Source organism: Rhizobium sp. GR12 (genome assembly GCF_036596185.1).
In the GTDB taxonomy this organism is placed as follows: Bacteria; Pseudomonadota; Alphaproteobacteria; order Rhizobiales; family Rhizobiaceae; genus Agrobacterium; species Agrobacterium nepotum.
In genome coordinates this window covers 1-18992 of the sequence record NZ_JASXTH010000001.1, presented here as the reverse complement: position 1 = coordinate 18992, position 18992 = coordinate 1, and the positions used below count along the sequence as shown (strand labels likewise).

Below are 18992 nucleotides of genomic sequence, written 5' to 3'. Positions count from 1 at the left end.
CTAACGGTAAATATCGCGACGATGGCCGATTTCGACCACCAGCACGACAAGCTTGTGGTCCTGTATATCGCAGATGATACGGTAATCGCCGACACGGTAGCGCCAGAAACTGCCGAGTTCTGAGCCTTGCAGGGCGGCGCCGGTCCTGCGGGGATTGTCGTCTTGGACGATCCGGTCTGCGAGAAAAGAAACGATGCGATTAGCCTCGCTCTTCGTCAGTTTTTCCAGTTGCTTGAGGGCGCGGTGCTGGAATTCAATTTTCCAGGTCAAGATCGCGCATCACTTCTTCCAGAGTATAGGTGCGCTCTTTGTTCGCAATACGCCGCCGCGTCGCCTCTTCGGCGAGATAAAGATCTTCCATATCCTCGATATGTTTCTCGATCGCCTCGCGGATGTAAAAAGCGGATGTGCGGCCGGTGCGCTCGGAGAGCGCTTTCAGCCGTTCATAGGTCTCGTCCGGCAGGCGAATGGCCGTCTGTTTGCTCATGGTTTCGTCCTTTCCAAGCCGAAATGGGATACATGCATCCCATATAACACCACTCGCCTCGCAGGACCAGCAGAACCGGAGCCTTTGCGGCTTGCCGCACCGGGCTTCATCCTCTAATACACCGGCATAATTTCAGGAAAATATCGGATCGGCATCATGAGCGAAAAGCAGAAAAAGCCTCAGAAACTGAAAGCCCGCCTGCCGCGCGGCTTCGTGGACCGTTCGGCTGCCGATATCCATGCCGTGAATGAGATGATCGACAAGATCCGCAAGGTCTACGAACTTTACGGTTTCGATCCCATCGAGACGCCGCTGTTCGAATATACCGATGCGCTCGGCAAGTTCCTGCCCGATAGCGACCGCCCGAACGAGGGTGTGTTTTCGCTGCAGGACGACGACGATCAGTGGATGAGCCTGCGTTACGATCTGACCGCGCCGCTCGCCCGCCACGTCGCTGAGAACTTCAACGAAATCCAGCTGCCGTACCGCACCTATCGCGCCGGTTACGTCTTCCGCAACGAAAAGCCTGGCCCCGGCCGCTTCCGCCAATTCATGCAGTTCGATGCCGATACGGTCGGTGCTGCCGGCGTGCAGGCCGATGCCGAAATGTGCATGATGATGGCCGATACGCTAGAAGCACTGGGTATTCAGCGCGGCGACTACGTCATCCGTGTCAACAACCGCAAAGTGCTCGATGGCGTCATGGAAGCCATCGGCCTGGGCGGCGAGGAGAATGCCGGTCGTCGCCTGAACGTGCTGCGCGCCATCGACAAGCTCGACAAGTTCGGTCCGGAAGGCGTGAGACTGCTGCTCGGTCCCGGCCGTAAGGATGAGTCCGGCGACTTCACCAAGGGCGCGGGTCTCGGCGACGAGCAGATCGAAAAGGTTCTGTTTTTCGTCGGCATCAAGGATTATGCGGAAAGCGCCGATGATCTTGCAAAACTGGTTGCAGGCACGTCGAAAGGCGCGGAAGGCGTTGATGAACTGAACATTATCGGCGCTCTGGTCTCGGGTGCCGGTTACGATGCGACACGCATCAAGATCGATCCCTCCGTCGTGCGCGGTCTCGAATATTATACCGGTCCGGTCTATGAAGCCGAGCTGACCTTCGATGTCACCAACGAGAAGGGTGAAAAGGTCGTGTTCGGCTCGGTCGGCGGCGGCGGACGTTATGACGGTCTTGTCTCGCGCTTCATGGGTCAGCCGGTTCCGGCTACGGGCTTTTCCATCGGCGTCTCGCGCCTGATGACGGCCTTGAAGAACCTCGGCAAGCTCGGACAGGTCAAGCCGCTGGCACCGGTTCTGATCACCGTCATGGATGGCGATGTGGAGAGCATGGGCCGTTACCAGCGCTTCACGCAGGCGCTGCGCGCCGAAGGCATCCGTGCCGAAATGTATCAGGGCAACTGGAAGAAATTCGGCAACCAGCTGAAATATGCCGACCGTCTCGGCTCCCCCATCGCCATCATCCAGGGCGGTGACGAGCGCGCGCAAGGCGTGGTGCAGATCAAGGATCTAATCGAAGGCAAGCGTCTTTCCGGCGAAATCGAGGACAATGCCAGCTGGCGCGAGGCGCGGGTGGCGCAGGAAACCGTGCCGGAGGCGGAACTGGTGGCGAAGGTTCGCGAGATATTGGCCGCACAGGCTGAAGATTTGCTGCGGGCGCAAGGCAAGTAATGTGATGCGCACCGTTTACCCCCCACTGCCCTGCCGGGCATCTCCCCCACAAGGGGGGAGATCGATATGCGGCTATGTACCGGCCATCTCGACGCTTGCGAATAAAGCGGCGGGTGTCCGCCTTGCTGATCTCCCCCCTTGTGGGGGAGATGCCCGGCAGGGCAGTGGGGGGTATCTCGCGGCCCGATCCTCATATTTGAGCCTTCTCGATCGAAAGAGCCAAATTTTCCAGAGAATCGTCGCAATAGTTCACCGCGCCGCCGAAGGGCGCTAGGGCCATGGCTATACTTGCGCTCGATCACGTTCAACTGGCGATGTCTGCTGGTCGGGAGGATGAGGCGCGGGCATTTTACTGCGACCTGCTAGGCTTTACGGAGCAGGCAAAACCCGCCAATCTTGCCGCGCGTGGCGGATGCTGGTTCACCTGTGGCCCGATAAAACTCCACCTCGGCGTCGAGCAGGATTTCAGGCCGGCAAGGAAGGCCCATCCGGCCTTTCTGGTCGATGATCTCAAGATCTTGCGAAAAACACTTGAAACTGCGGGCTGCCATGTGGTTGAGGATGAGCCGCTTGAAGGATATCACCGGTTTTATGTCCATGATCCCTTCGGAAACCGCATCGAAATGATGCAGCCGCTCGAACCGTGACGAAAAGTACCGTTCCATGCCCCTGATCGACATGCCGGAATTTTCCGGAGAGCTACTGGAAGAATTCGCCGCGCGCCGCACAAGCCGTGTGAACACGCCCGTCATCCAGCCCGCCGAACCCTTTCTGGATATGGCGGGCGAGGATTTGCGCCGGCGTATTTTCATGACGGAGAGTGAGACGGGTGAGAGCCTGTGTCTGCGTCCCGAATTCACCATCCCCGTCTGCCTTCGCCATATCGAGACGGCGACGGGCACGCCGAAGCGTTATTCCTATCTGGGCGAAGTCTTCCGCCAGCGCCGTGAGGGTGCGAACGAATTTTATCAGGCTGGCATCGAGGATCTCGGCGATACCGATATCGCCGCTGCCGATGCCCGCGCCGTCATCGACGCAACAGCTATCCTGAAGCGCCTGCTGCCCGGTCGTTCGCTTGCGGTCACGCTGGGTGATCAGCAGGTATTCGAGGCGGTGGTCGCAGCACTCGGCCTGCCGCTTGGCTGGCAAAAAAGGCTGGTGCACGCTTTTGGCGATATGGCGCAGCTGGAAGCGCTGCTGGAAAGCCTCGTGCACCCCAAGCCCATGACCGGCCTCGATGCGCGGGTCGCTGGCCTTCTGGCGACGGGAGACGAGGCGGTACTGGTCGAGTATCTCGACACGGTGATGCAGGAAACCGGCTATTCCACCAATGCCAGCCGCTCACCGCAGGAAATCGCCCGCCGTCTGCGGGAAAAGCTGGCGCTCGCCGCTACGCGCCTGCCGGATGAGAGTTTCGAGTTGCTCAAGCAGTTTCTGGCCCTACAGGCACCCCTGCCGCAGGCCTCGCAAATTCTGGCAGAATTCGCCGCAAAGGCGAAACTGAAACTGGACGGCGCGCTTTCCGCTTTCGACAACCGTGTCGCGGCCCTTGCCAATGCCGGCGTCGATCTCGAAACGGTAACCTATGGCGCGGCCTTCGGTCGTCCGCTCGATTATTATACCGGCCTTGTTTTCGAGGTCGCGGAAGCGGGTAGCGATAGCGTGCTGGCCGGTGGCGGCCGTTTCGACCGGCTGCTGACGCTGCTTGGCGCGCAGGAAAAAATACCGGCCGTGGGCTTTTCGCTCTGGCTGGATCGCATCGAAACGGTGCGCGGGAGCAAGAAGCCATGATCACCATTGCCTTGCCCTCCAAGGGCCGGATGAAGGAAGACGCCTCCGCCGTTCTGGAACGCGCCGGGCTGAAGGTTGCGGCTGTCGGCAATGACCGGTCCTATCGTGGCCGCATCGAAGGGCGCGACGATATCGAGATCGCCTATCTGTCGGCCTCCGAGATCGCCCGCGAGATCGGCGCGGGAAGCGTGGATTTCGGCGTGACGGGGGAAGACCTGGTGCGCGAAGGGCTGACCAATGCCGATGCGCAGGTGGAATTCTGTGCCCGCCTCGGTTTCGGCCATGCCGATGTCGTCGTCGCCGTGCCGGAAATCTGGCTGGATGTGGACAGCATGGCCGATCTCGGCGACGTGGCCTCGGAGTTCCGTGCCCGCCATGGCCGTAGGCTGGCGATCGCCACCAAATACTGGCGGCTGACGCAGCAGTTCTTTTCGCGCCAGCACGGCATCCAGCTTTATCGCATCGTTGAAAGCCTAGGTGCTACCGAAGGTGCACCGGCGGCGGGGCAGGCGGATATCATCGTCGATATCACCTCCACCGGTTCGACGCTGAAGGCCAACCATCTGAAAATCCTGTCGGATGGCATCATCGTCCGCTCGGAAGCCTGCTTCGTGCGCGCCCGCAAGCCGGAGCATGAGGGCGATGCGGCGGTTCAGGAGATCGCGGCGCGCATAAAAGCAGCCGTCTGAAACTGCAAAAAGAAAAAGCCGCCGGATCGCTCCGGCGGCTTTTTTCTTTGTCGGTCTGTTGACTCAGGCGTGGGCCAAGGCCACGCCGCGCTTGGCGTCAACGGAGTAGGCACCGGGGCCGAAGGCCGCGAGCAGGATGTAGGCGCCGGCGAGGGTGATGTTCTTCACCAGCATGATGCCGTTCAGCGCATTGATCCAGCCGAGAGCCGGGTCAGGCCAGCCGGGAACGGCAACGGTGCCGCTGTGGAATACGAGGCCGGTGAACACGCAGAACGCGGCAAGCGCCCATGCGGCGATCCTGGTCTGGAAGCCAACGAGAATGGCAAGGCCAGCAACGAATTCGAACAGGCCGGCAAGATAGGCAAGCGCGGTTGCGGCAGGCAGGCCTGCACCGGCGATCATGCCGGCGGTGCCGGCCGGATCGGTGAGTTTGCCGAGGCCGGAATAGATGAAAATGAAGGAAAGCAGAATGCGGGCAATGAGAACGAGAACGTTCTGGCTGCTGGACATGGATATCTCCGGTAAATGATCGGCGTGTCGCCGGTTGAGCTGCAAGGCAATGTCTGGAGATACCAATGACTGAAAATCACCCATCTATAAAGATGAACAATAGAAGACGAATTGTCTTCATTTTGTGAACACTCGGCGACGCTCAGGCGGCGAAGCGCATATCCTCGAAACGCGGAAACAGGAACAGGCCGGATATACGCCCTTGCTGGCCGACCTCGAAACCGGAGGATTCGCCCATGCAGATGAGCGGTTGCCACATTGCCGGCAGGGTGAACAGGCCGGTGGAGAAGCAGAAGCGCGAGGGTGCGGCGGAAGCCTGTTCGAAAAGTTCGAGGACGCGGTCGTGGTGGCCACGGTCATAACAACGGATCAGGCTGAGCAGGCCGCATTCGCCCTGTGGCAGGCCATGCATGAACGATGCATGTTCGCCAAGCTTGATGACGCCGCTCGAAAGATCACCGCTCCATTCCTCCGAAACAAAGAAATGCGACAGGGTATGGGTATCCGGAATGGTTGTCGCGGCCGCAGGCAGAGCATCGTTGCGTCTTGATATTTCGAACAAATCGCGCCCCCGCATGAACATCGTATCAGCGCCGCAAGTCCAGGCTTCGCTGCAAAGTTGATCTTTCATCGCCACCCGCGGTCGAACGTGGTTGCCAAGCATCGAACCCCTTCAATGCTTGCGTCCCGTCGCGGCACCCTTATGGGGCGAACTTATAGTTTATTTTCTTCTGCCTACAACAACCTGTCAGAGAGAAAATCAAAAATAATATGTATTCCTTCATCGTATTCGTGAAATATACGAAAAAATCAACTAAACGTCGTACTTATAAATTGGAGGGGATGAAGATCCGCCCCATTGACGATTGCGATTCGTCCCTCGTGGCGACCGATTATTGCACACGCCGCCAAACACAAGCCGGCTAACGTTGCCACTGTTTCAAAAAGAAACAATATTTTTTAAGCCGATGCCCGGCAAAGAAAAAGGGCGATCCGAAGACCGCCCTTTCGTATTCCAGTGACAGGACTGATTGGAAGTCCATGCCGCCTGTCTGGTGCGCTTGCGACGCCAGACCTCTAAAAGGCATGGGCGGCAAAGAAAAAGGGCGATCCGAAGACCGCCCTTTCGTATTCCAGTGACAGGACTGATTAGAAGTCCATGCCGCCCATGCCGCCGCCAGGCATCTGGGGCATTCCCGAATCCTTCTTCGGAAGTTCGGCGATCATGGCTTCGGTGGTGATCAGCAGAGAAGCAACCGAAGCTGCGTTCTGCAGAGCCGTGCGAACAACCTTGACCGGGTCGACGATGCCGAGCTGGATCAGGTCGCCATATTCGCCGGTCTGGGCGTTGTAGCCGTAGTTGTCTTCGTTCTTCTCGAGGATCTTGCCAACAACGATGGAAGCTTCGTCACCTGCGTTTTCTGCGATCTGGCGAACCAGAGACTGCAGAGCCTTGCGCACGATGTTGATGCCGGCTTCCTGGTCGTCGTTCACACCCTTGACGGTGATCTTCGTGGAGGAACGCAACAGGGCAACGCCGCCGCCCGGTACGATGCCTTCCTGAACAGCAGCGCGCGTCGCGTTGAGAGCGTCGTCGATGCGGTCCTTCTTTTCCTTCACTTCAACTTCCGTCGAACCGCCAACGCGGATCACGGCAACGCCGCCAGCGAGCTTGGCAAGACGTTCCTGCAGCTTTTCGCGGTCGTAATCGGAAGTGGTTTCTTCGATCTGCGCCTTGATCTGGGCAACGCGGCCTTCGATGTCCGACTTCTGGCCGGCACCGTCGACGATCGTGGTGTTTTCCTTGGAGATCGAAACCTTCTTCGCCTTGCCGAGCATGTCGAGCGTGACGGTTTCGAGCTTGATGCCGAGGTCTTCGGAAATGACGGTACCACCGGTCAGGATGGCGATGTCTTCCAGCATGGCCTTGCGGCGGTCGCCGAAGCCCGGAGCCTTGACGGCAGCGATCTTGAGGCCGCCACGCAGCTTGTTGACGACGAGCGTTGCAAGAGCTTCGCCTTCGACGTCTTCAGCGATGATGACGAGCGGCTTGCCGGTCTGAACGACAGCTTCGAGAACCGGCAGCATGGCCTGGAGGTTCGAAAGCTTCTTTTCGTGCAGAAGGATGTAAGCGTCTTCGAGGTCCGCAACCATCTTTTCCGGGTTGGTCACGAAGTAGGGCGACAGGTAGCCGCGGTCGAACTGCATGCCTTCGACGACTTCGAGTTCGGTTTCAGCGGTCTTGGCTTCTTCAACGGTGATGACGCCTTCGTTGCCGACGCGCTGCATTGCTTCAGCGATGTCGAGACCGATCTGACGTTCGCCGTTTGCAGAGATCGTGCCGACCTGTGCGACTTCTTCCGAAGTGTTGATCTTCTTGGCCTTGGCCTGAAGGTCCTTGACGACTTCTGCAACAGCAAGATCGATGCCGCGCTTCAGGTCCATCGGGTTCATGCCGGCAGCAACTGCCTTTGCACCTTCGCGAACGATGGCCTGGGCCAGAACGGTCGCGGTGGTGGTGCCGTCACCGGCGATGTCGTTGGTCTTGGAAGCGACTTCGCGAACGAGCTGTGCGCCCATGTTCTCGAACTTGTCTTCCAGTTCGATTTCCTTGGCGACGGAAACGCCGTCCTTGGTGATGCGCGGTGCGCCGAAGGACTTCTCGATAACGACGTTACGGCCCTTCGGGCCGAGGGTGACCTTCACTGCATCAGCAAGAACGTCGACGCCCTTGAGCATCTTTTCGCGCGCTGAGCGGCCGAATTTGACTTCTTTGGCTGCCATTTTCAAAACTCCTGGTTTCGAACGGCCGGACGGGGTCCGGCTTGAAATTTAAGGAAACGATGGGTTCGGCTAAATCAGCCGATGATACCCATGATGTCGGCTTCCTTCATGATCAGAAGGTCTTCGCCGTTGAGCTTGACTTCGGTGCCCGACCACTTGCCGAACAGAACGCGATCGCCAACCTTGACGTCGAGAGCGACGATCTTGCCGGCCTCATCGCGTGCGCCGGAACCGATGGCGACGATTTCGCCTTCCTGCGGCTTTTCCTTGGCGGTATCGGGAATGATGATGCCGCCCTTGGTCTTTGCTTCGGACTCAACGCGACGAACGACGACGCGATCATGAAGCGGACGGAAATTGGTGCTTGTCATTGCCTAATCCCTCGATCAAATGACTTCACGAGCCGTGGAGGCTCGCGTGATGGGTGTTAGCACTCCCTTTGTTGGAGTGCCAGCGAAGCGGAGATAAGGAGGCGTCCTTCCGGAGTCAAGAACGCGCCGTCGGAAAAATTTCACGCCCTATGGTTATCAGCGTTCCATGACAGAAATTTCCACGCGCTGACGGGCGTGGGCAAACCGCCCCTTTCCGCGGGCCATTGTCGTCTCAGGCGTAGAGCGCTTTTATGTTCGGACAGTGGCGGGTGGGTTGATGGCAGGCCCTGCGCCGCTTTTTTCCTTGCCATTAGCGTCCTGCTTTGCCATTTGACGCACACCCTTTTCTCGCATCCGGAAAGCACATCATGGCCCATCGCATTCTCACCCTCGGCGAAATCACTGATGGGTTCGACGTTATTCTTTCGGATGTCTGGGGCGTGCTGCACAATGGTGTCAGCGCTTTTCCGGATGCGGCGGTTGCACTGCACGAAGCGCGCAAGGCCGGCAAGACGGTGGTGCTCATCACCAATTCGCCGCGTCCCGCCCCCGGCGTCATCGCGCAGCTTCGCGTGCTCGGCGTACCGGATGAGGCGTATGACCGCATCATCACCTCCGGCGACGTCACCCGTGGCCTGATCGCGGAAGGCCCGAAAAAAGTCTTTCTGCTGGGTCCTGATCGGGACATGCCTTTGCTCGAAGGTCTCGATGTCGAACGTGTCGGGGAGACGGATGCGCAATCCGTGGTCTGCACCGGTTTCTTCGATGACGAGACGGAAACGCCCGAAGATTATACGGAAATGCTGAAAGGCTTCATCGCCCGCAAGGTGCCGATGATCTGCGCCAATCCCGATCTGGTGGTGGAGCGCGGCGAGCGCATCATTCCCTGCGCCGGCGCCATGGCCGCTTATTACGAACAGCTCGGCGGCGAAGTCCGCATTGCCGGCAAGCCGCACGCGCCGATCTATGAAGCCTGCCTGGCTGCGGCCAAAGAGGTGCGCGGCGCCTTCGCCAAGGATCGCGTACTCGCCATCGGCGATGGCATGCCGACGGATGTAAAGGGCGCGATTGCGAGCGGCCTCAACCTTCTTTATATCAGCGGCGGCATTCACGCCGCCGAATATACGCTGAATGGCCAGACGGACGAGGCGCTTCTCAACGCCTATCTGAAGGGGCAGGGCGCTGCTCCCGGCTGGTGGATGCCCCGCCTTGCCTGAGAAACGTCTGGCTTAAGCTGGCGTAAAAAATGGATCGACTGCCATGACCGTCTTTCACCGCAATGAAAAAAAAGAGCCGTTGCCGGAAGCTCTTCGCGGCGGCGTCATCGCGATCGGCAATTTTGATGGCGTCCATCGCGGCCACCGCGCCGTACTGGACCGCGCGCTGGAACTGGCCGAGGCGCGCGGCGTTCCGGCACTGGTGCTGACCTTCGAACCGCATCCGCGTTCCATATTCCGCCCCGAAACGCCGGTTTTCCGGCTGACGCCTGCGCCATTGAAGGCACGCATCCTCGAGGCCATCGGTTTCCGCTCCGTCATCGAATATCCCTTCGACCGGGAATTCTCGCAGCGCTCGGCGGACGAATTCGTCAATTCCATTCTGGTCGACTGGCTGGGCGCCAGCGCGGTCGTCACCGGCTTCGATTTTCACTTCGGCAAAGGCCGCGAAGGCGGTCCGGCATTTCTGATGGCTGCCGGCAAGCACCATGGCTTCGACGTGACGCTGGTGGACGCCTTTCGCGACGAGGGCGCGGATGTGGTCTCGTCAAGCCGTATCCGCTCGCTTTTGTGCGAAGGTGACGTGGCGGGCGCCGCAGGCCTGCTCGGTTACCGCTTCACGGTGGAGAGCGAGGTCATCGGCGGCCAGAAGCTCGGGCGCACGCTGGGTTACCCGACGGCCAACATGGCGCTCGCGCCGGAAACGGAACTGAAGGCAGGCATCTATGCCGTGCGGTTCCGTCGTCCCGATGGTGCGATCCACGATGGCGTCGCAAGCTTCGGTTACCGCCCGACCGTCACCGAAAACGGCGCCGCGTTGCTGGAAACCTATGTCTTCGATTTTTCCGGCGATCTCTACGGTGAGATCTGTTCGGTGTCCTTCTTCGGGCACCTGCGCGACGAACTGAAATTTGACGGCCTGGAACCGCTGGTCGCGCAGATCAGGCGTGACGAGGAAGAGGCGAGGGCGATGCTGTCAGGCGTGCGGCCGCTGAGCGAAGTGGACGCGAAGATCGCATTTTGAGCGGGCAGGTAATGCCATCCCCGATCGTCGTCGCTTTTCACTTCCTTTTTGCCGGAAAACCGCATAAACAACCGGCCATGTCCCAATACCGGTTGCTGTTTACAGTTCAGATTGGCCGAATTATTGGCCCGGCCTTCCGCCCGCTCTGAAGAGCCGGAAGGTCCGGGATTTTGGCGCTTGTCATGGCATTTGTGATGGCGCTTTCCGTATTTGCCCTCTTTGAAATTGAGATGGCGCGGCCGAAACGGCGCGCAACAACGGTACAATTATGAGCGACACCGCAGAAAAATTCGACTATTCCGCCACCCTCTATCTGCCGCAGACGGATTTTCCGATGCGCGCCGGCCTGCCGCAAAAAGAACCGGAAACGGTGAAGCGCTGGCAGGACATGGGCCTTTACAAGAAGCTGCGCGCTTCCGCCGCCGGCCGCGAGAAATTCGTGCTGCATGACGGCCCGCCCTATGCCAATGGCAACATCCACATCGGCCATGCGCTGAACAAGATCTTGAAAGACGTCATCACCCGCTCGTTCCAGATGCGCGGCTACGACGCCAACTACGTTCCGGGCTGGGATTGCCACGGCCTGCCGATCGAATGGAAGATCGAGGAAGCCTACCGCGCCAAAGGCAAGAACAAGGACGAGGTTCCGGTCAACGAATTCCGCAAGGAATGCCGTGACTTCGCGAGCGGCTGGATCAAGGTGCAGTCGGAGGAGTTCAAGCGTCTCGGCATCGAGGGCGACTTCGACAAGCCCTATACGACGATGAACTTCCACGCCGAAGCCCGCATCGCCGGCGAACTCTTGAAGATCGCCAAAAGCGGTCAGCTTTATCGCGGCTCGAAGCCGATCATGTGGTCGGTTGTCGAGCGCACGGCGCTGGCGGAAGCCGAGGTCGAGTATCATGACGTTGAGAGCGACATGATCTGGGTGAAGTTCCCGGTGGTGAAGTACCACGGAATCAACACATGGCAGGACAAGGGAAAGACGTCGCTTGACGCAGATTGGCAGCGTAGTTTTGACCAATCTCCACTCAAGGGTTCTTCTGTCGTTATCTGGACAACCACGCCTTGGACGATCCCCGGCAACCGTGCGATTTCTTTCTCTTCGCGAGTCCAGTATGGCCTTTACGAAGTCAAGGAAGCGGTGAACGAATTCGGCCCACAGCCCGGTGAAAAGCTGATCTTCGCCAAGAAGCTTGCAGGCGAAGCCGCAGCAAAGGCCAAGGTGAATCTTGAGCTTATCGACGATATAAATAGCGAAGCGCTATCAGAACTGATCTGCGCCCATCCTTTGGCGTCGCTCGGCTACACATTCCCGGTTCCGCTTCTCGATGGCGATCACGTCACCGACGATGCCGGTACGGGTTTCGTGCACACCGCGCCAAGCCATGGCCGCGAGGACTTTGATGCCTGGACGAACAGCGTCCGCACGCTCGAAGCACGCGGGATCGACACCAAAATCCCGTTCCCGGTCGGTGACGATGGTTTCTACACCGAGGACGCTCCCGGTTTCGGCCCGTCTGCCGAAAGCGGCGCTGCCCGTGTCATGGACGATAACGGCAAGAAGGGCGATGCCAACGACCGCGTCATCAAGGCGCTGATCGCGGCCCATAACCTCTTTGCGCGCGGCCGTCTGAAGCACAGCTATCCGCATAGCTGGCGCTCCAAGAAGCCGGTCATCTTCCGCAACACGCCGCAATGGTTCGTCTATATGGACAAGGAACTCGGCGACGGCACGACGCTGCGTTCGCGTTCGCTTGACGCCATCGACCAGACCCGTTTCGTTCCGGCGTCCGGCCAGAACCGCCTGCGCGCCATGATTGAAGGCCGGCCCGACTGGGTTCTGTCGCGTCAGCGCAGCTGGGGCGTGCCGATCGCCATCTTTGCCGACGAGAATGGCGAGGTCCTGGTCGACGAGGCCGTCAACGCCCGCATCATCGAGGCCTTCGAGGCTGAAGGTGCTGATGCCTGGTTCGCCGCAGGAGCCAAGGAACGTTTCCTCGGCAACGACCACGACCATGCCAAATGGCAGCAGGTCATGGATATTCTCGACGTGTGGTTCGACAGCGGCTGCACCCATACCTTCACGCTGGAAGACCGCCCGGACCTGAAATGGCCGGCGGATGTCTATCTCGAAGGCTCCGACCAGCATCGCGGCTGGTTCCATTCGTCGCTGCTGGAAAGCTGCGCGACCCGTGGCCGCGCGCCCTATAACGCCGTTGTCACCCATGGTTTCACCATGGATGAGCAGGGCCGCAAACAGTCGAAATCGCTCGGCAATGTGGTCGCCCCGCAGGAAGTCATGAGCCAGTCGGGTGCGGATATTCTGCGCCTGTGGGTCATGACGACAGACTATTGGGAAGATCAGCGTCTCGGCAAGGCGATCATCCAGACCAATGTCGATGCCTATCGCAAGCTGCGCAACACCATCCGCTGGATGCTCGGAACCCTTGCCCATTATGAGGGGGAGGAGGTCGCCTATGCCGATCTGCCGGAGCTGGAAAAGCTGGTGCTGCATCGCCTGTCCGAACTGGATGGCGTCGTGCGCGAAGGTTATGATGGTTTCGAATTCAAGAAGATCACCCGCGCGCTGATCGACTTTGCCAATGTCGAGCTTTCGGCCTTCTACTTCGACATCCGCAAGGACACGCTTTATTGCGACGCGCCATCGTCGCTGAAGCGCCGGGCATCGCTGTCGGTCATCGCCAAGCTGTTCGATTGCCTCGTCTCGTGGCTCGCGCCCATGCTGCCCTTTACCACCGAGGAAGCGTGGCTTTCTCGCTATCCGGATGCGGAATCGGTGCATCTTGTCCAGTTCCCGGAAATCCCGGCGGAATGGAAGAACGATGCGCTGGAAGCGAAGTGGGAAAAAATCCGCAAGGTCCGCACGGTCGTCACCGGTGCGCTCGAAGTCGAGCGCCGTGAAAAGCGCATCGGTTCCTCGCTTGAGGCCGCACCCGTCGTGCACATTGCCGATGCCGATCTTCTGGCGGCTCTGGCAGGGCAGGATTTTGCCGAAATCTGCATCACCTCGGCCATTTCGGTGGTCGGTGACGAAGGCCCCGCCGATGGTTTCCGCCTGCCGGAAGTTGCCAAGGTCGTGGTCGAGCAGAAGCTGGCGGAAGGCGCAAAATGCGCCCGCTCCTGGCGCATCACCACCGATGTCGGTTCCGATCCGGACTATCCGGAGGTTTCGGCTCGCGATGCGGCGGCACTGCGCGAGCTTGCCGCGCTTCGATAAGGAAAATATCCGGATGAATTGCGCTTTAGCTCTTCATCCGGTACACCTGCCTGAAAATGGCCGGATTTGCACGGCAATGCGGGCTACCGCCTGCCGAAAGACGATGTCTGGCGCAATGGGACGGACGGCTGGAAGGGTTTTTATGAAGACGATGAAGGCTTTTGGGCAGGATAACGCGCAGGGTTTGGGCATGTTTCGCACGGTTGCCGGTCTTACGGCGATAGGCGTGCTGCTTGGCGCCTGCACCAGCCCGACCTACGGTACGGGCAAGTCGGCCGCCGAACAGCTTGTCGACGATCTCGGCAGCGCGACCTCGATCACCGGCGACCAGAGCAAGCGCAACCTGAAATACAGCCCACGTCCGGGCCTTGTCGTTCCTGCCCAGTCCCGCGCCGAACAGCTGGCCGCGCCGCAGCAGAACATGGCAAGCCGCGAAAACAACCCGCAATGGGTCGAATCGCCGGAAGAGACCCGCGAACGTCTGCGCGACGAGGCGGATGCCAACAAGAACAATCCGCACTACCGTTCGCCGCTGCTCGCCGGTAACGGCACGGCCGGCCAGATGACCGAAACCCAGAAATGGGAAGCCTTCCGCAAGGCCAAGGCCGAGTCCCAGGGCGGCTCCGTCGTCAACGCCCAACGCAAGTTCCTCACCGATCCGCCGGCGGAATATCGCAGCGTTCCGCAGGATCAGCTGACCGATCTCGGTGAGCCGGAACAGAAGAAGGAAAAGCGCCGCAAGAAAGAAGCGGCTGTCGCCAATACCGGCAAAAGCTGGTGGAACCCCTTCTGATAAAATGAATGGCTGATGGCCTGCGGGAAAGCCTGTGCCTCCCGCCGGCCTCTTATTCGTCGAGACGTTTCTCGCGAAAGAATTGCCGCAAAATTGCAGCGCTTTCGCTTTCCGCAAGCCCCGAATAGACCTCCGGCGCATGGTGGCATGTCGGCTGGCTGAAGAAGCGCACGCCACTATCCACCGCGCCGCCCTTGGGGTCTTCCGCCCCGTAATAGAGACGACGGATGCGGGCAAACGAGATCGCCGCCGCGCACATGGTGCAGGGCTCCAGCGTGACATAAAGATCGGCGCCGGGTAGACGTTCCTGTTCCAGCGCCTCGCAGGCCATGCGGATCACGGCGATTTCGGCGTGCGCCGTCACATCGTTCAATTCACGGGTGCGGTTGCCGGAACTGGCAATGACGCGGCCGTCCAGAACCAGGACTGCACCGATCGGAACCTCCTGCCGCTGACCTGCGGCACGGGCTTCCGCCAGCGCCAGTTCCATGAAATGCGTCCTTTCGGCCATTGCGTTTCAATTTCCTCTTAACCCTTGTGCTTGGACCTGATAGGACAGCCCAAACAACAGGCAAACAGCAAATGACTTTTAAAGACAAGCCGAAGCGTGACGGTGGCAAGACTTTTAGCCGCGACAAGAAGCCGAAAGGCCCCGGCAAGCCCGCCATCGAGCGTGAAAAGAAACCGGTAGAAGCCAAGGCGGCTCCGGTGCAGGAGGCCGTTATCGGCACCAAGCCCGAGCGTATTTCCAAGATCATGGCGCGCGCCGGTGTCGCTTCGCGTCGTGATATCGAGCGTATGATCATGGAAGGCCGCGTGTCGCTGAACGGCGTCAAGCTGGACACTCCGGTGATGAACGCCACGCTTTCGGACAAGATCGAAGTGGACGGCATGCCCATTCGCGGTGCCGAGCGCACGCGCCTGTGGCTTTACCACAAGCCCGCCGGTCTGGTGACGACCAATTCCGATCCGGAAGGCCGCCCGACCGTTTTCGACAATCTGCCGGGTGAATTGCCGCGCGTCCTGTCCATCGGCCGCCTCGATATCAATACCGAAGGCCTGCTGCTTTTGACCAATGATGGCGGTCTTTCCCGCGTGCTGGAACTGCCGACAACCGGCTGGCTGCGCCGTTACCGCGTGCGCGCCCATGGCGAAGTCGATCAGGCCGCACTCGACAAGCTGAAGGACGGTATCGCCGTCGACGGCGTGCTTTATGGCGCGATCGACGCGACGCTCGACCGCACCCAGGGCCACAATGTCTGGATCACCATGGGTCTGCGCGAAGGCAAGAACCGCGAGATCAAGAACGTGCTCGGCGCGCTCGGTCTCGAGGTCAACCGCCTGATCCGTATTTCCTACGGTCCGTTCCAGCTCGGTGATCTGGCTGAAAGCAAAGTGCTTGAAGTGCGTGGCCGCATGCTGCGCGACCAGCTCGGCCCACGCCTGATCGAACAGTCCGGCGCCAATTTCGATGCGCCGATCTATGATGCACCTGTCGCCGACGACGAGGAAGAAATCGCTCCCAAACGTGCCGCCAGGCCCGAATGGGCGAAGGGCGACGCTCCGGAAGGCAAGCCACGTTTCGACAAAACTGCCGGCAAGCCGGAAGACCGCCGCGAAAAGGCGCTCGGCCGTCTCGACACCAAGCGCAGCGACAAGCCCGCCGGCAAGTTCGGCTCCAAGCCTGCTGGGAAATTCGGCGCGAAAACCCGTGGCGAGGATGAGGGCGAAGAGCGCCGCAGCCCCCGCCCGCCCGCCGGCACCAGCCGCACGGCCAATGTCTGGATGGCGCCCGGCGCAAAGCCCACCCGTGACGGCAAGGAGCGCAAGTCTTCCGTCCGCGCGGAAGCGGAAAGCCTGTTCAAGAAGCCATCCGCCCAGGCGGAAGCGCGCCGCAACGTCGTCAGGCACGCCGACGCCGAGGGCGAGTGGATCCGTTCGGATTCCCCCCGCGAAGAAGAAAATGGTCGTGGACGCGGCGATGGCCCGCGTGGCGGAAAGAGCTTTGGAGACCGCGCCCCGCGCGGTGAAAAACCCTTCGGCGACCGTCCGTTCCGTGACAAGCCGCGCGAAGCGGGTGATCGTCCGCGTGGCGACCGTCCGCGTGGCGAGAAGAGTTTTGGAGATCGCCCTGCACGCGGCGGAAAACCGTTCGGCGACCGTCCGTTCCGTGACAAGCCGCGCGAGGAGGGTGACCGCCCGCGCAGCGACCGCCCCCGTGGCGAGAAGAGCTTCGGAGATCGCACCGCACGTGGCGAAAAACCTTTCGGTGACCGTCCGTTCCGCGACAAGCCGCGTGAAGAGGGTGAACGCCCACGCAGCGATCGTCCGCGCGGCGACCGGCCTTTCGGTGACAAGCCGAGAGGCGCGAATCCGGGTGGAAAACCGGGCGGCAGGCCCGCATCGGGCAAGCCATCCTTCGGCAAGCCGGGCGAGCGTTCGGGTTTTTCGGGCAAGGGTAAAGGTCCCGGCGGCGGCAGCGGCGGCCCCGGTGGCGGCAAGCCGGGCGGCAAAGGCCCGAGTGGCAAACCTTCTGGTGGCAGGGGAATGACACGTAATGCGGATCGTAGGCGGTGAGTTCCGCGGCCGAAATCTGGCCGCGCCGAAAACAAATTCCATTCGTCCGACAATCGACAGGACACGGGAAAGCCTCTTCAACATTCTGAGCCACGCCTATCCGGAAAGTCTTGACGGTACGCGCGTTCTGGACGTTTTTGCCGGAACGGGCGCGGTCGGGCTGGAGGCGCTTTCGCGCGGCTGTCGTGTGGCGCTCTTCGTCGAAAACGGCGTCGAGGGCAGGGGGCTGTTGTGGGAAAACATCGATGCGTTGGGATTGCACGGGCGTGCCCGTATCCTGCGGCGTGACGCGACCAAGCTTGGCGGCGTCAACAATATCGAGCCTTTCGATCTTCTGTTCGCCGATCCTCCCTATGGTCAGGGGCATGGGGAGAAGGCTTTCGCTGCTGCTCATGGTGGCGGCTGGCTGGCACCCGGCGCACTCGCCATTCTGGAAGAACGCGGCGATGTCGTGGTCAATGTCGAGCCGGTGTTCAAACCGCTCGAAAGCCGCATCTTCGGCGACACGAAAATGCATTTCTACCGCTACGAACCCTGACGGGAGCACTTTCCGTCAGGCCACGGTCTTGTCTTGTTTGCCGAATAGGCAGAGCGTTTTCCGTGGAAAGAGTTTTGGGTATTTGGCATGGAGCAGGGTGTAAACGAGAGCGTCACGATCGTCCGCGCCGGGGAAGAGGTCCTTGAGGCCGACCGGGCGGGCGGCCATGAGCCGACGTTCGGACTGGCGCTCGGCGGCGGCGGCGCGCGCGGCATCTGCCATATCAACATCATCGAAGCGTTTGACGAGCTCGGCATTCGCCCCGTGGCGCTTTCCGGCTCCTCCATCGGCTCCATCATCGGCGCGGGCATGGCGGCCGGCATGTCCGGCCGGGAAATCCGCGAATTCACGCTGGAACTCATGGGGCGGAAGGGTTCGGTCGCAAACCGGCTCTGGAGCCTCGGCCCGGCGTCGATGCGCCATGCGGTAGACGGTTTCCGTCTCGGCCAGTTCAATCTCGAACTTATTCTGCACGCCCTGATGCCGCAGGTCCTGCCGAAGGAATTTTCGGATTTCGCCATTCCGCTGAAGGTGGTGATGACGGATTATTACGCGCAGACCGAAGTGGTGGTGGAGACCGGCGAGGTCATTCAGGCGCTGGCGGCTTCTGCGGCCATTCCGGCGCTGTTCATGCCGGTGCGCGTCAACGGCCGCATCATGATCGATGGCGGCATCTTCAATCCCGTGCCCTATGAGCACCTGATGGATCAGGCCGATATCGTCATCGGCGTCGATGTGGTCGGTGGTCCCGAAGGCGATGGCACCACCATGCCGAACCGGCTGGACAGCCTGTTCGGCGCCAGCCAGCTGATGATGCAGGCGGCCATCGCCTTAAAACTCAGATTGCGCCCGCCGCATATTTTCCTGCGCCCGCCGGTACACCGTTTCGGCGTGCTGGATTTCCTCAAATCGGAGGAAGTGCTGAATGCATCCGCCAGCATCAAGGACGATCTGAAACGGCAGATCGAAATGCAGGTGGAGCTGTTTCATCGCGGGCAGGGCGTGGAAGCCTGATTTGTACTCGGTATTCGCTATCGAGCGAGCGTGTACCCCTTGTTTCTTCTCCCCGCCGGGGAGAAGGTCGCGGCAGCGGGATGAGGGGGCGAGGGTAGAGATATTCGGCAACGTTGCCCCCTCATCTGACCCTTCGGGCCATCTTCTCCCCGGCGGGGGCTGTTGCAAAACCGTTGAACTATGATTCACTGTCTTTATCGACGGAGGATTGTTTGATGGTTGAGAAGAGCGCCGGTCAATTCAGTTTTGCGGATGCGCTTGTGACGGTGCGGAGTGGTC

The 18992-nt window shown here is 60.3% G+C and carries 18 protein-coding genes; 11 read left to right on the top strand and 7 right to left on the bottom strand.

Features of this window, described 5'->3' with window-relative positions:
- Entirely contained in the window at positions 1–270 is a 270-nt protein-coding gene (locus QSK43_RS00090; RefSeq protein ID WP_045024071.1) for a type II toxin-antitoxin system RelE family toxin, read from the bottom strand.
- A complete protein-coding gene (relB, locus tag QSK43_RS00085; RefSeq protein ID WP_045024069.1) occupies positions 254–487 on the bottom strand; it encodes a type II toxin-antitoxin system RelB family antitoxin in 234 nt (77 codons plus the stop codon). The genes QSK43_RS00090 and relB overlap by 17 nt, the downstream gene beginning before the upstream one ends.
- A 156-nt stretch (positions 488–643) precedes the next feature.
- Here relB and hisS point away from each other — a divergent pair, with 156 nt between their 5' ends.
- The 4 genes from hisS to hisG all read left to right on the top strand — a co-directional run bounded on the left by hisS (position 644) and on the right by hisG (position 4644).
- Entirely contained in the window at positions 644–2164 is a 1521-nt protein-coding gene (gene hisS, locus QSK43_RS00080; protein WP_332301873.1) for a histidine--tRNA ligase, read from the top strand.
- 278 nt (positions 2165–2442) lie between these two features.
- On the top strand, positions 2443–2811 hold the full coding sequence (locus QSK43_RS00075) for a VOC family protein (RefSeq protein ID WP_332301872.1): 369 nt from the start codon (positions 2443–2445) through the stop codon (positions 2809–2811).
- A 16-nt stretch (positions 2812–2827) separates the two neighbouring features.
- Positions 2828–3955, top strand: a complete 1128-nt coding sequence (locus QSK43_RS00070; protein WP_332301871.1) for an ATP phosphoribosyltransferase regulatory subunit — start codon at positions 2828–2830, stop codon at positions 3953–3955.
- Positions 3952–4644 (top strand): ATP phosphoribosyltransferase, encoded by a 693-nt coding sequence (gene hisG, locus QSK43_RS00065; protein ID WP_332301870.1) that lies wholly within the window; start codon positions 3952–3954, stop codon positions 4642–4644. The genes QSK43_RS00070 and hisG overlap by 4 nt, the downstream gene beginning before the upstream one ends.
- A gap of 63 nt (positions 4645–4707) precedes the next feature.
- On the opposite strand, the gene QSK43_RS00060 is transcribed toward hisG, so the two are convergent.
- From QSK43_RS00060 to groES, 4 genes are all read right to left on the bottom strand, one after another.
- The gene (locus tag QSK43_RS00060) at positions 4708–5154 is read right to left on the bottom strand and encodes a DoxX family protein (RefSeq protein ID WP_332301869.1); all 447 of its coding nucleotides are present in this window, start codon (positions 5152–5154) and stop codon (positions 4708–4710) included.
- 142 nt (positions 5155–5296) lie between these two features.
- Positions 5297–5731 carry a hypothetical protein gene (locus QSK43_RS00055; protein ID WP_332302224.1) on the bottom strand — a complete coding sequence of 145 codons (435 nt, stop codon included), beginning with the start codon at positions 5729–5731 and terminating at the stop codon, positions 5297–5299.
- 572 nt (positions 5732–6303) lie between these two features.
- The gene (gene groL, locus QSK43_RS00050; RefSeq protein WP_045024057.1) at positions 6304–7938 is read right to left on the bottom strand and encodes a chaperonin GroEL; all 1635 of its coding nucleotides are present in this window, start codon (positions 7936–7938) and stop codon (positions 6304–6306) included.
- 74 nt (positions 7939–8012) lie between these two features.
- Entirely contained in the window at positions 8013–8309 is a 297-nt protein-coding gene (gene groES, locus QSK43_RS00045) for a co-chaperone GroES (protein WP_045024055.1), read from the bottom strand.
- A 368-nt stretch (positions 8310–8677) separates the two neighbouring features.
- On the opposite strand from groES, the gene QSK43_RS00040 reads away from it, so the two are divergent.
- From QSK43_RS00040 to QSK43_RS00025, 4 genes are all read left to right on the top strand, one after another.
- The gene (locus QSK43_RS00040) at positions 8678–9526 is read left to right on the top strand and encodes a TIGR01459 family HAD-type hydrolase (RefSeq protein ID WP_332301868.1); all 849 of its coding nucleotides are present in this window, start codon (positions 8678–8680) and stop codon (positions 9524–9526) included.
- A 43-nt stretch (positions 9527–9569) separates the two neighbouring features.
- A complete protein-coding gene (locus QSK43_RS00035; protein ID WP_332301867.1) occupies positions 9570–10550 on the top strand; it encodes a bifunctional riboflavin kinase/FAD synthetase in 981 nt (326 codons plus the stop codon).
- A 268-nt stretch (positions 10551–10818) separates the two neighbouring features.
- A complete protein-coding gene (gene ileS, locus QSK43_RS00030; protein ID WP_332301866.1) occupies positions 10819–13791 on the top strand; it encodes an isoleucine--tRNA ligase in 2973 nt (990 codons plus the stop codon).
- A gap of 142 nt (positions 13792–13933) precedes the next feature.
- Positions 13934–14584 carry a hypothetical protein gene (locus tag QSK43_RS00025; protein ID WP_332301865.1) on the top strand — a complete coding sequence of 217 codons (651 nt, stop codon included), beginning with the start codon at positions 13934–13936 and terminating at the stop codon, positions 14582–14584.
- Positions 14585–14636: 52 nt separating this feature from the next.
- On the opposite strand, the gene QSK43_RS00020 is transcribed toward QSK43_RS00025, so the two are convergent.
- Positions 14637–15095 (bottom strand): nucleoside deaminase, encoded by a 459-nt coding sequence (locus QSK43_RS00020; RefSeq protein WP_332301864.1) that lies wholly within the window; start codon positions 15093–15095, stop codon positions 14637–14639.
- 71 nt (positions 15096–15166) lie between these two features.
- Between QSK43_RS00020 and QSK43_RS00015 the strand changes: the two genes are divergently transcribed.
- The 3 genes from QSK43_RS00015 (at position 15167) to QSK43_RS00005 (ending at position 18713) form a co-directional block, all read left to right on the top strand.
- The gene (locus QSK43_RS00015) at positions 15167–17161 is read left to right on the top strand and encodes a pseudouridine synthase (protein WP_332301863.1); all 1995 of its coding nucleotides are present in this window, start codon (positions 15167–15169) and stop codon (positions 17159–17161) included.
- Complete coding sequence (gene rsmD, locus QSK43_RS00010) at positions 17142–17699, top strand: 16S rRNA (guanine(966)-N(2))-methyltransferase RsmD (protein WP_045024041.1); 558 nt, start codon at positions 17142–17144, stop codon at positions 17697–17699. Before QSK43_RS00015 ends, rsmD begins: the two co-directional genes overlap by 20 nt.
- 87 nt (positions 17700–17786) lie before the next feature.
- Positions 17787–18713 (top strand): patatin-like phospholipase family protein, encoded by a 927-nt coding sequence (locus QSK43_RS00005; RefSeq protein ID WP_332301862.1) that lies wholly within the window; start codon positions 17787–17789, stop codon positions 18711–18713.
- The last annotated feature ends 279 nt before the right edge of the window (positions 18714–18992 follow it).

Coding starts and splice junctions, on each gene's coding strand:
- relB (WP_045024069.1), bottom strand. CDS start 487: ATGAGCAAACAGACGGCCATTCGCCTGCCGGACGAGACCTATGAACGG.
- QSK43_RS00025 (WP_332301865.1), top strand. CDS start 13,934: ATGAAGACGATGAAGGCTTTTGGGCAGGATAACGCGCAGGGTTTGGGC.
- QSK43_RS00035 (WP_332301867.1), top strand. CDS start 9,570: ATGACCGTCTTTCACCGCAATGAAAAAAAAGAGCCGTTGCCGGAAGCT.
- QSK43_RS00015 (WP_332301863.1), top strand. CDS start 15,167: ATGACTTTTAAAGACAAGCCGAAGCGTGACGGTGGCAAGACTTTTAGC.
- QSK43_RS00075 (WP_332301872.1), top strand. CDS start 2,443: ATGGCTATACTTGCGCTCGATCACGTTCAACTGGCGATGTCTGCTGGT.
- rsmD (WP_045024041.1), top strand. CDS start 17,142: ATGCGGATCGTAGGCGGTGAGTTCCGCGGCCGAAATCTGGCCGCGCCG.
- groES (WP_045024055.1), bottom strand. CDS start 8,309: ATGACAAGCACCAATTTCCGTCCGCTTCATGATCGCGTCGTCGTTCGT.
- QSK43_RS00060 (WP_332301869.1), bottom strand. CDS start 5,154: ATGTCCAGCAGCCAGAACGTTCTCGTTCTCATTGCCCGCATTCTGCTT.
- QSK43_RS00055 (WP_332302224.1), bottom strand. CDS start 5,731: ATGCGGGGGCGCGATTTGTTCGAAATATCAAGACGCAACGATGCTCTG.
- ileS (WP_332301866.1), top strand. CDS start 10,819: ATGAGCGACACCGCAGAAAAATTCGACTATTCCGCCACCCTCTATCTG.
- QSK43_RS00020 (WP_332301864.1), bottom strand. CDS start 15,095: ATGGCCGAAAGGACGCATTTCATGGAACTGGCGCTGGCGGAAGCCCGT.
- QSK43_RS00070 (WP_332301871.1), top strand. CDS start 2,828: ATGCCCCTGATCGACATGCCGGAATTTTCCGGAGAGCTACTGGAAGAA.
- QSK43_RS00005 (WP_332301862.1), top strand. CDS start 17,787: ATGGAGCAGGGTGTAAACGAGAGCGTCACGATCGTCCGCGCCGGGGAA.
- groL (WP_045024057.1), bottom strand. CDS start 7,938: ATGGCAGCCAAAGAAGTCAAATTCGGCCGCTCAGCGCGCGAAAAGATG.
- hisG (WP_332301870.1), top strand. CDS start 3,952: ATGATCACCATTGCCTTGCCCTCCAAGGGCCGGATGAAGGAAGACGCC.
- QSK43_RS00040 (WP_332301868.1), top strand. CDS start 8,678: ATGGCCCATCGCATTCTCACCCTCGGCGAAATCACTGATGGGTTCGAC.
- hisS (WP_332301873.1), top strand. CDS start 644: ATGAGCGAAAAGCAGAAAAAGCCTCAGAAACTGAAAGCCCGCCTGCCG.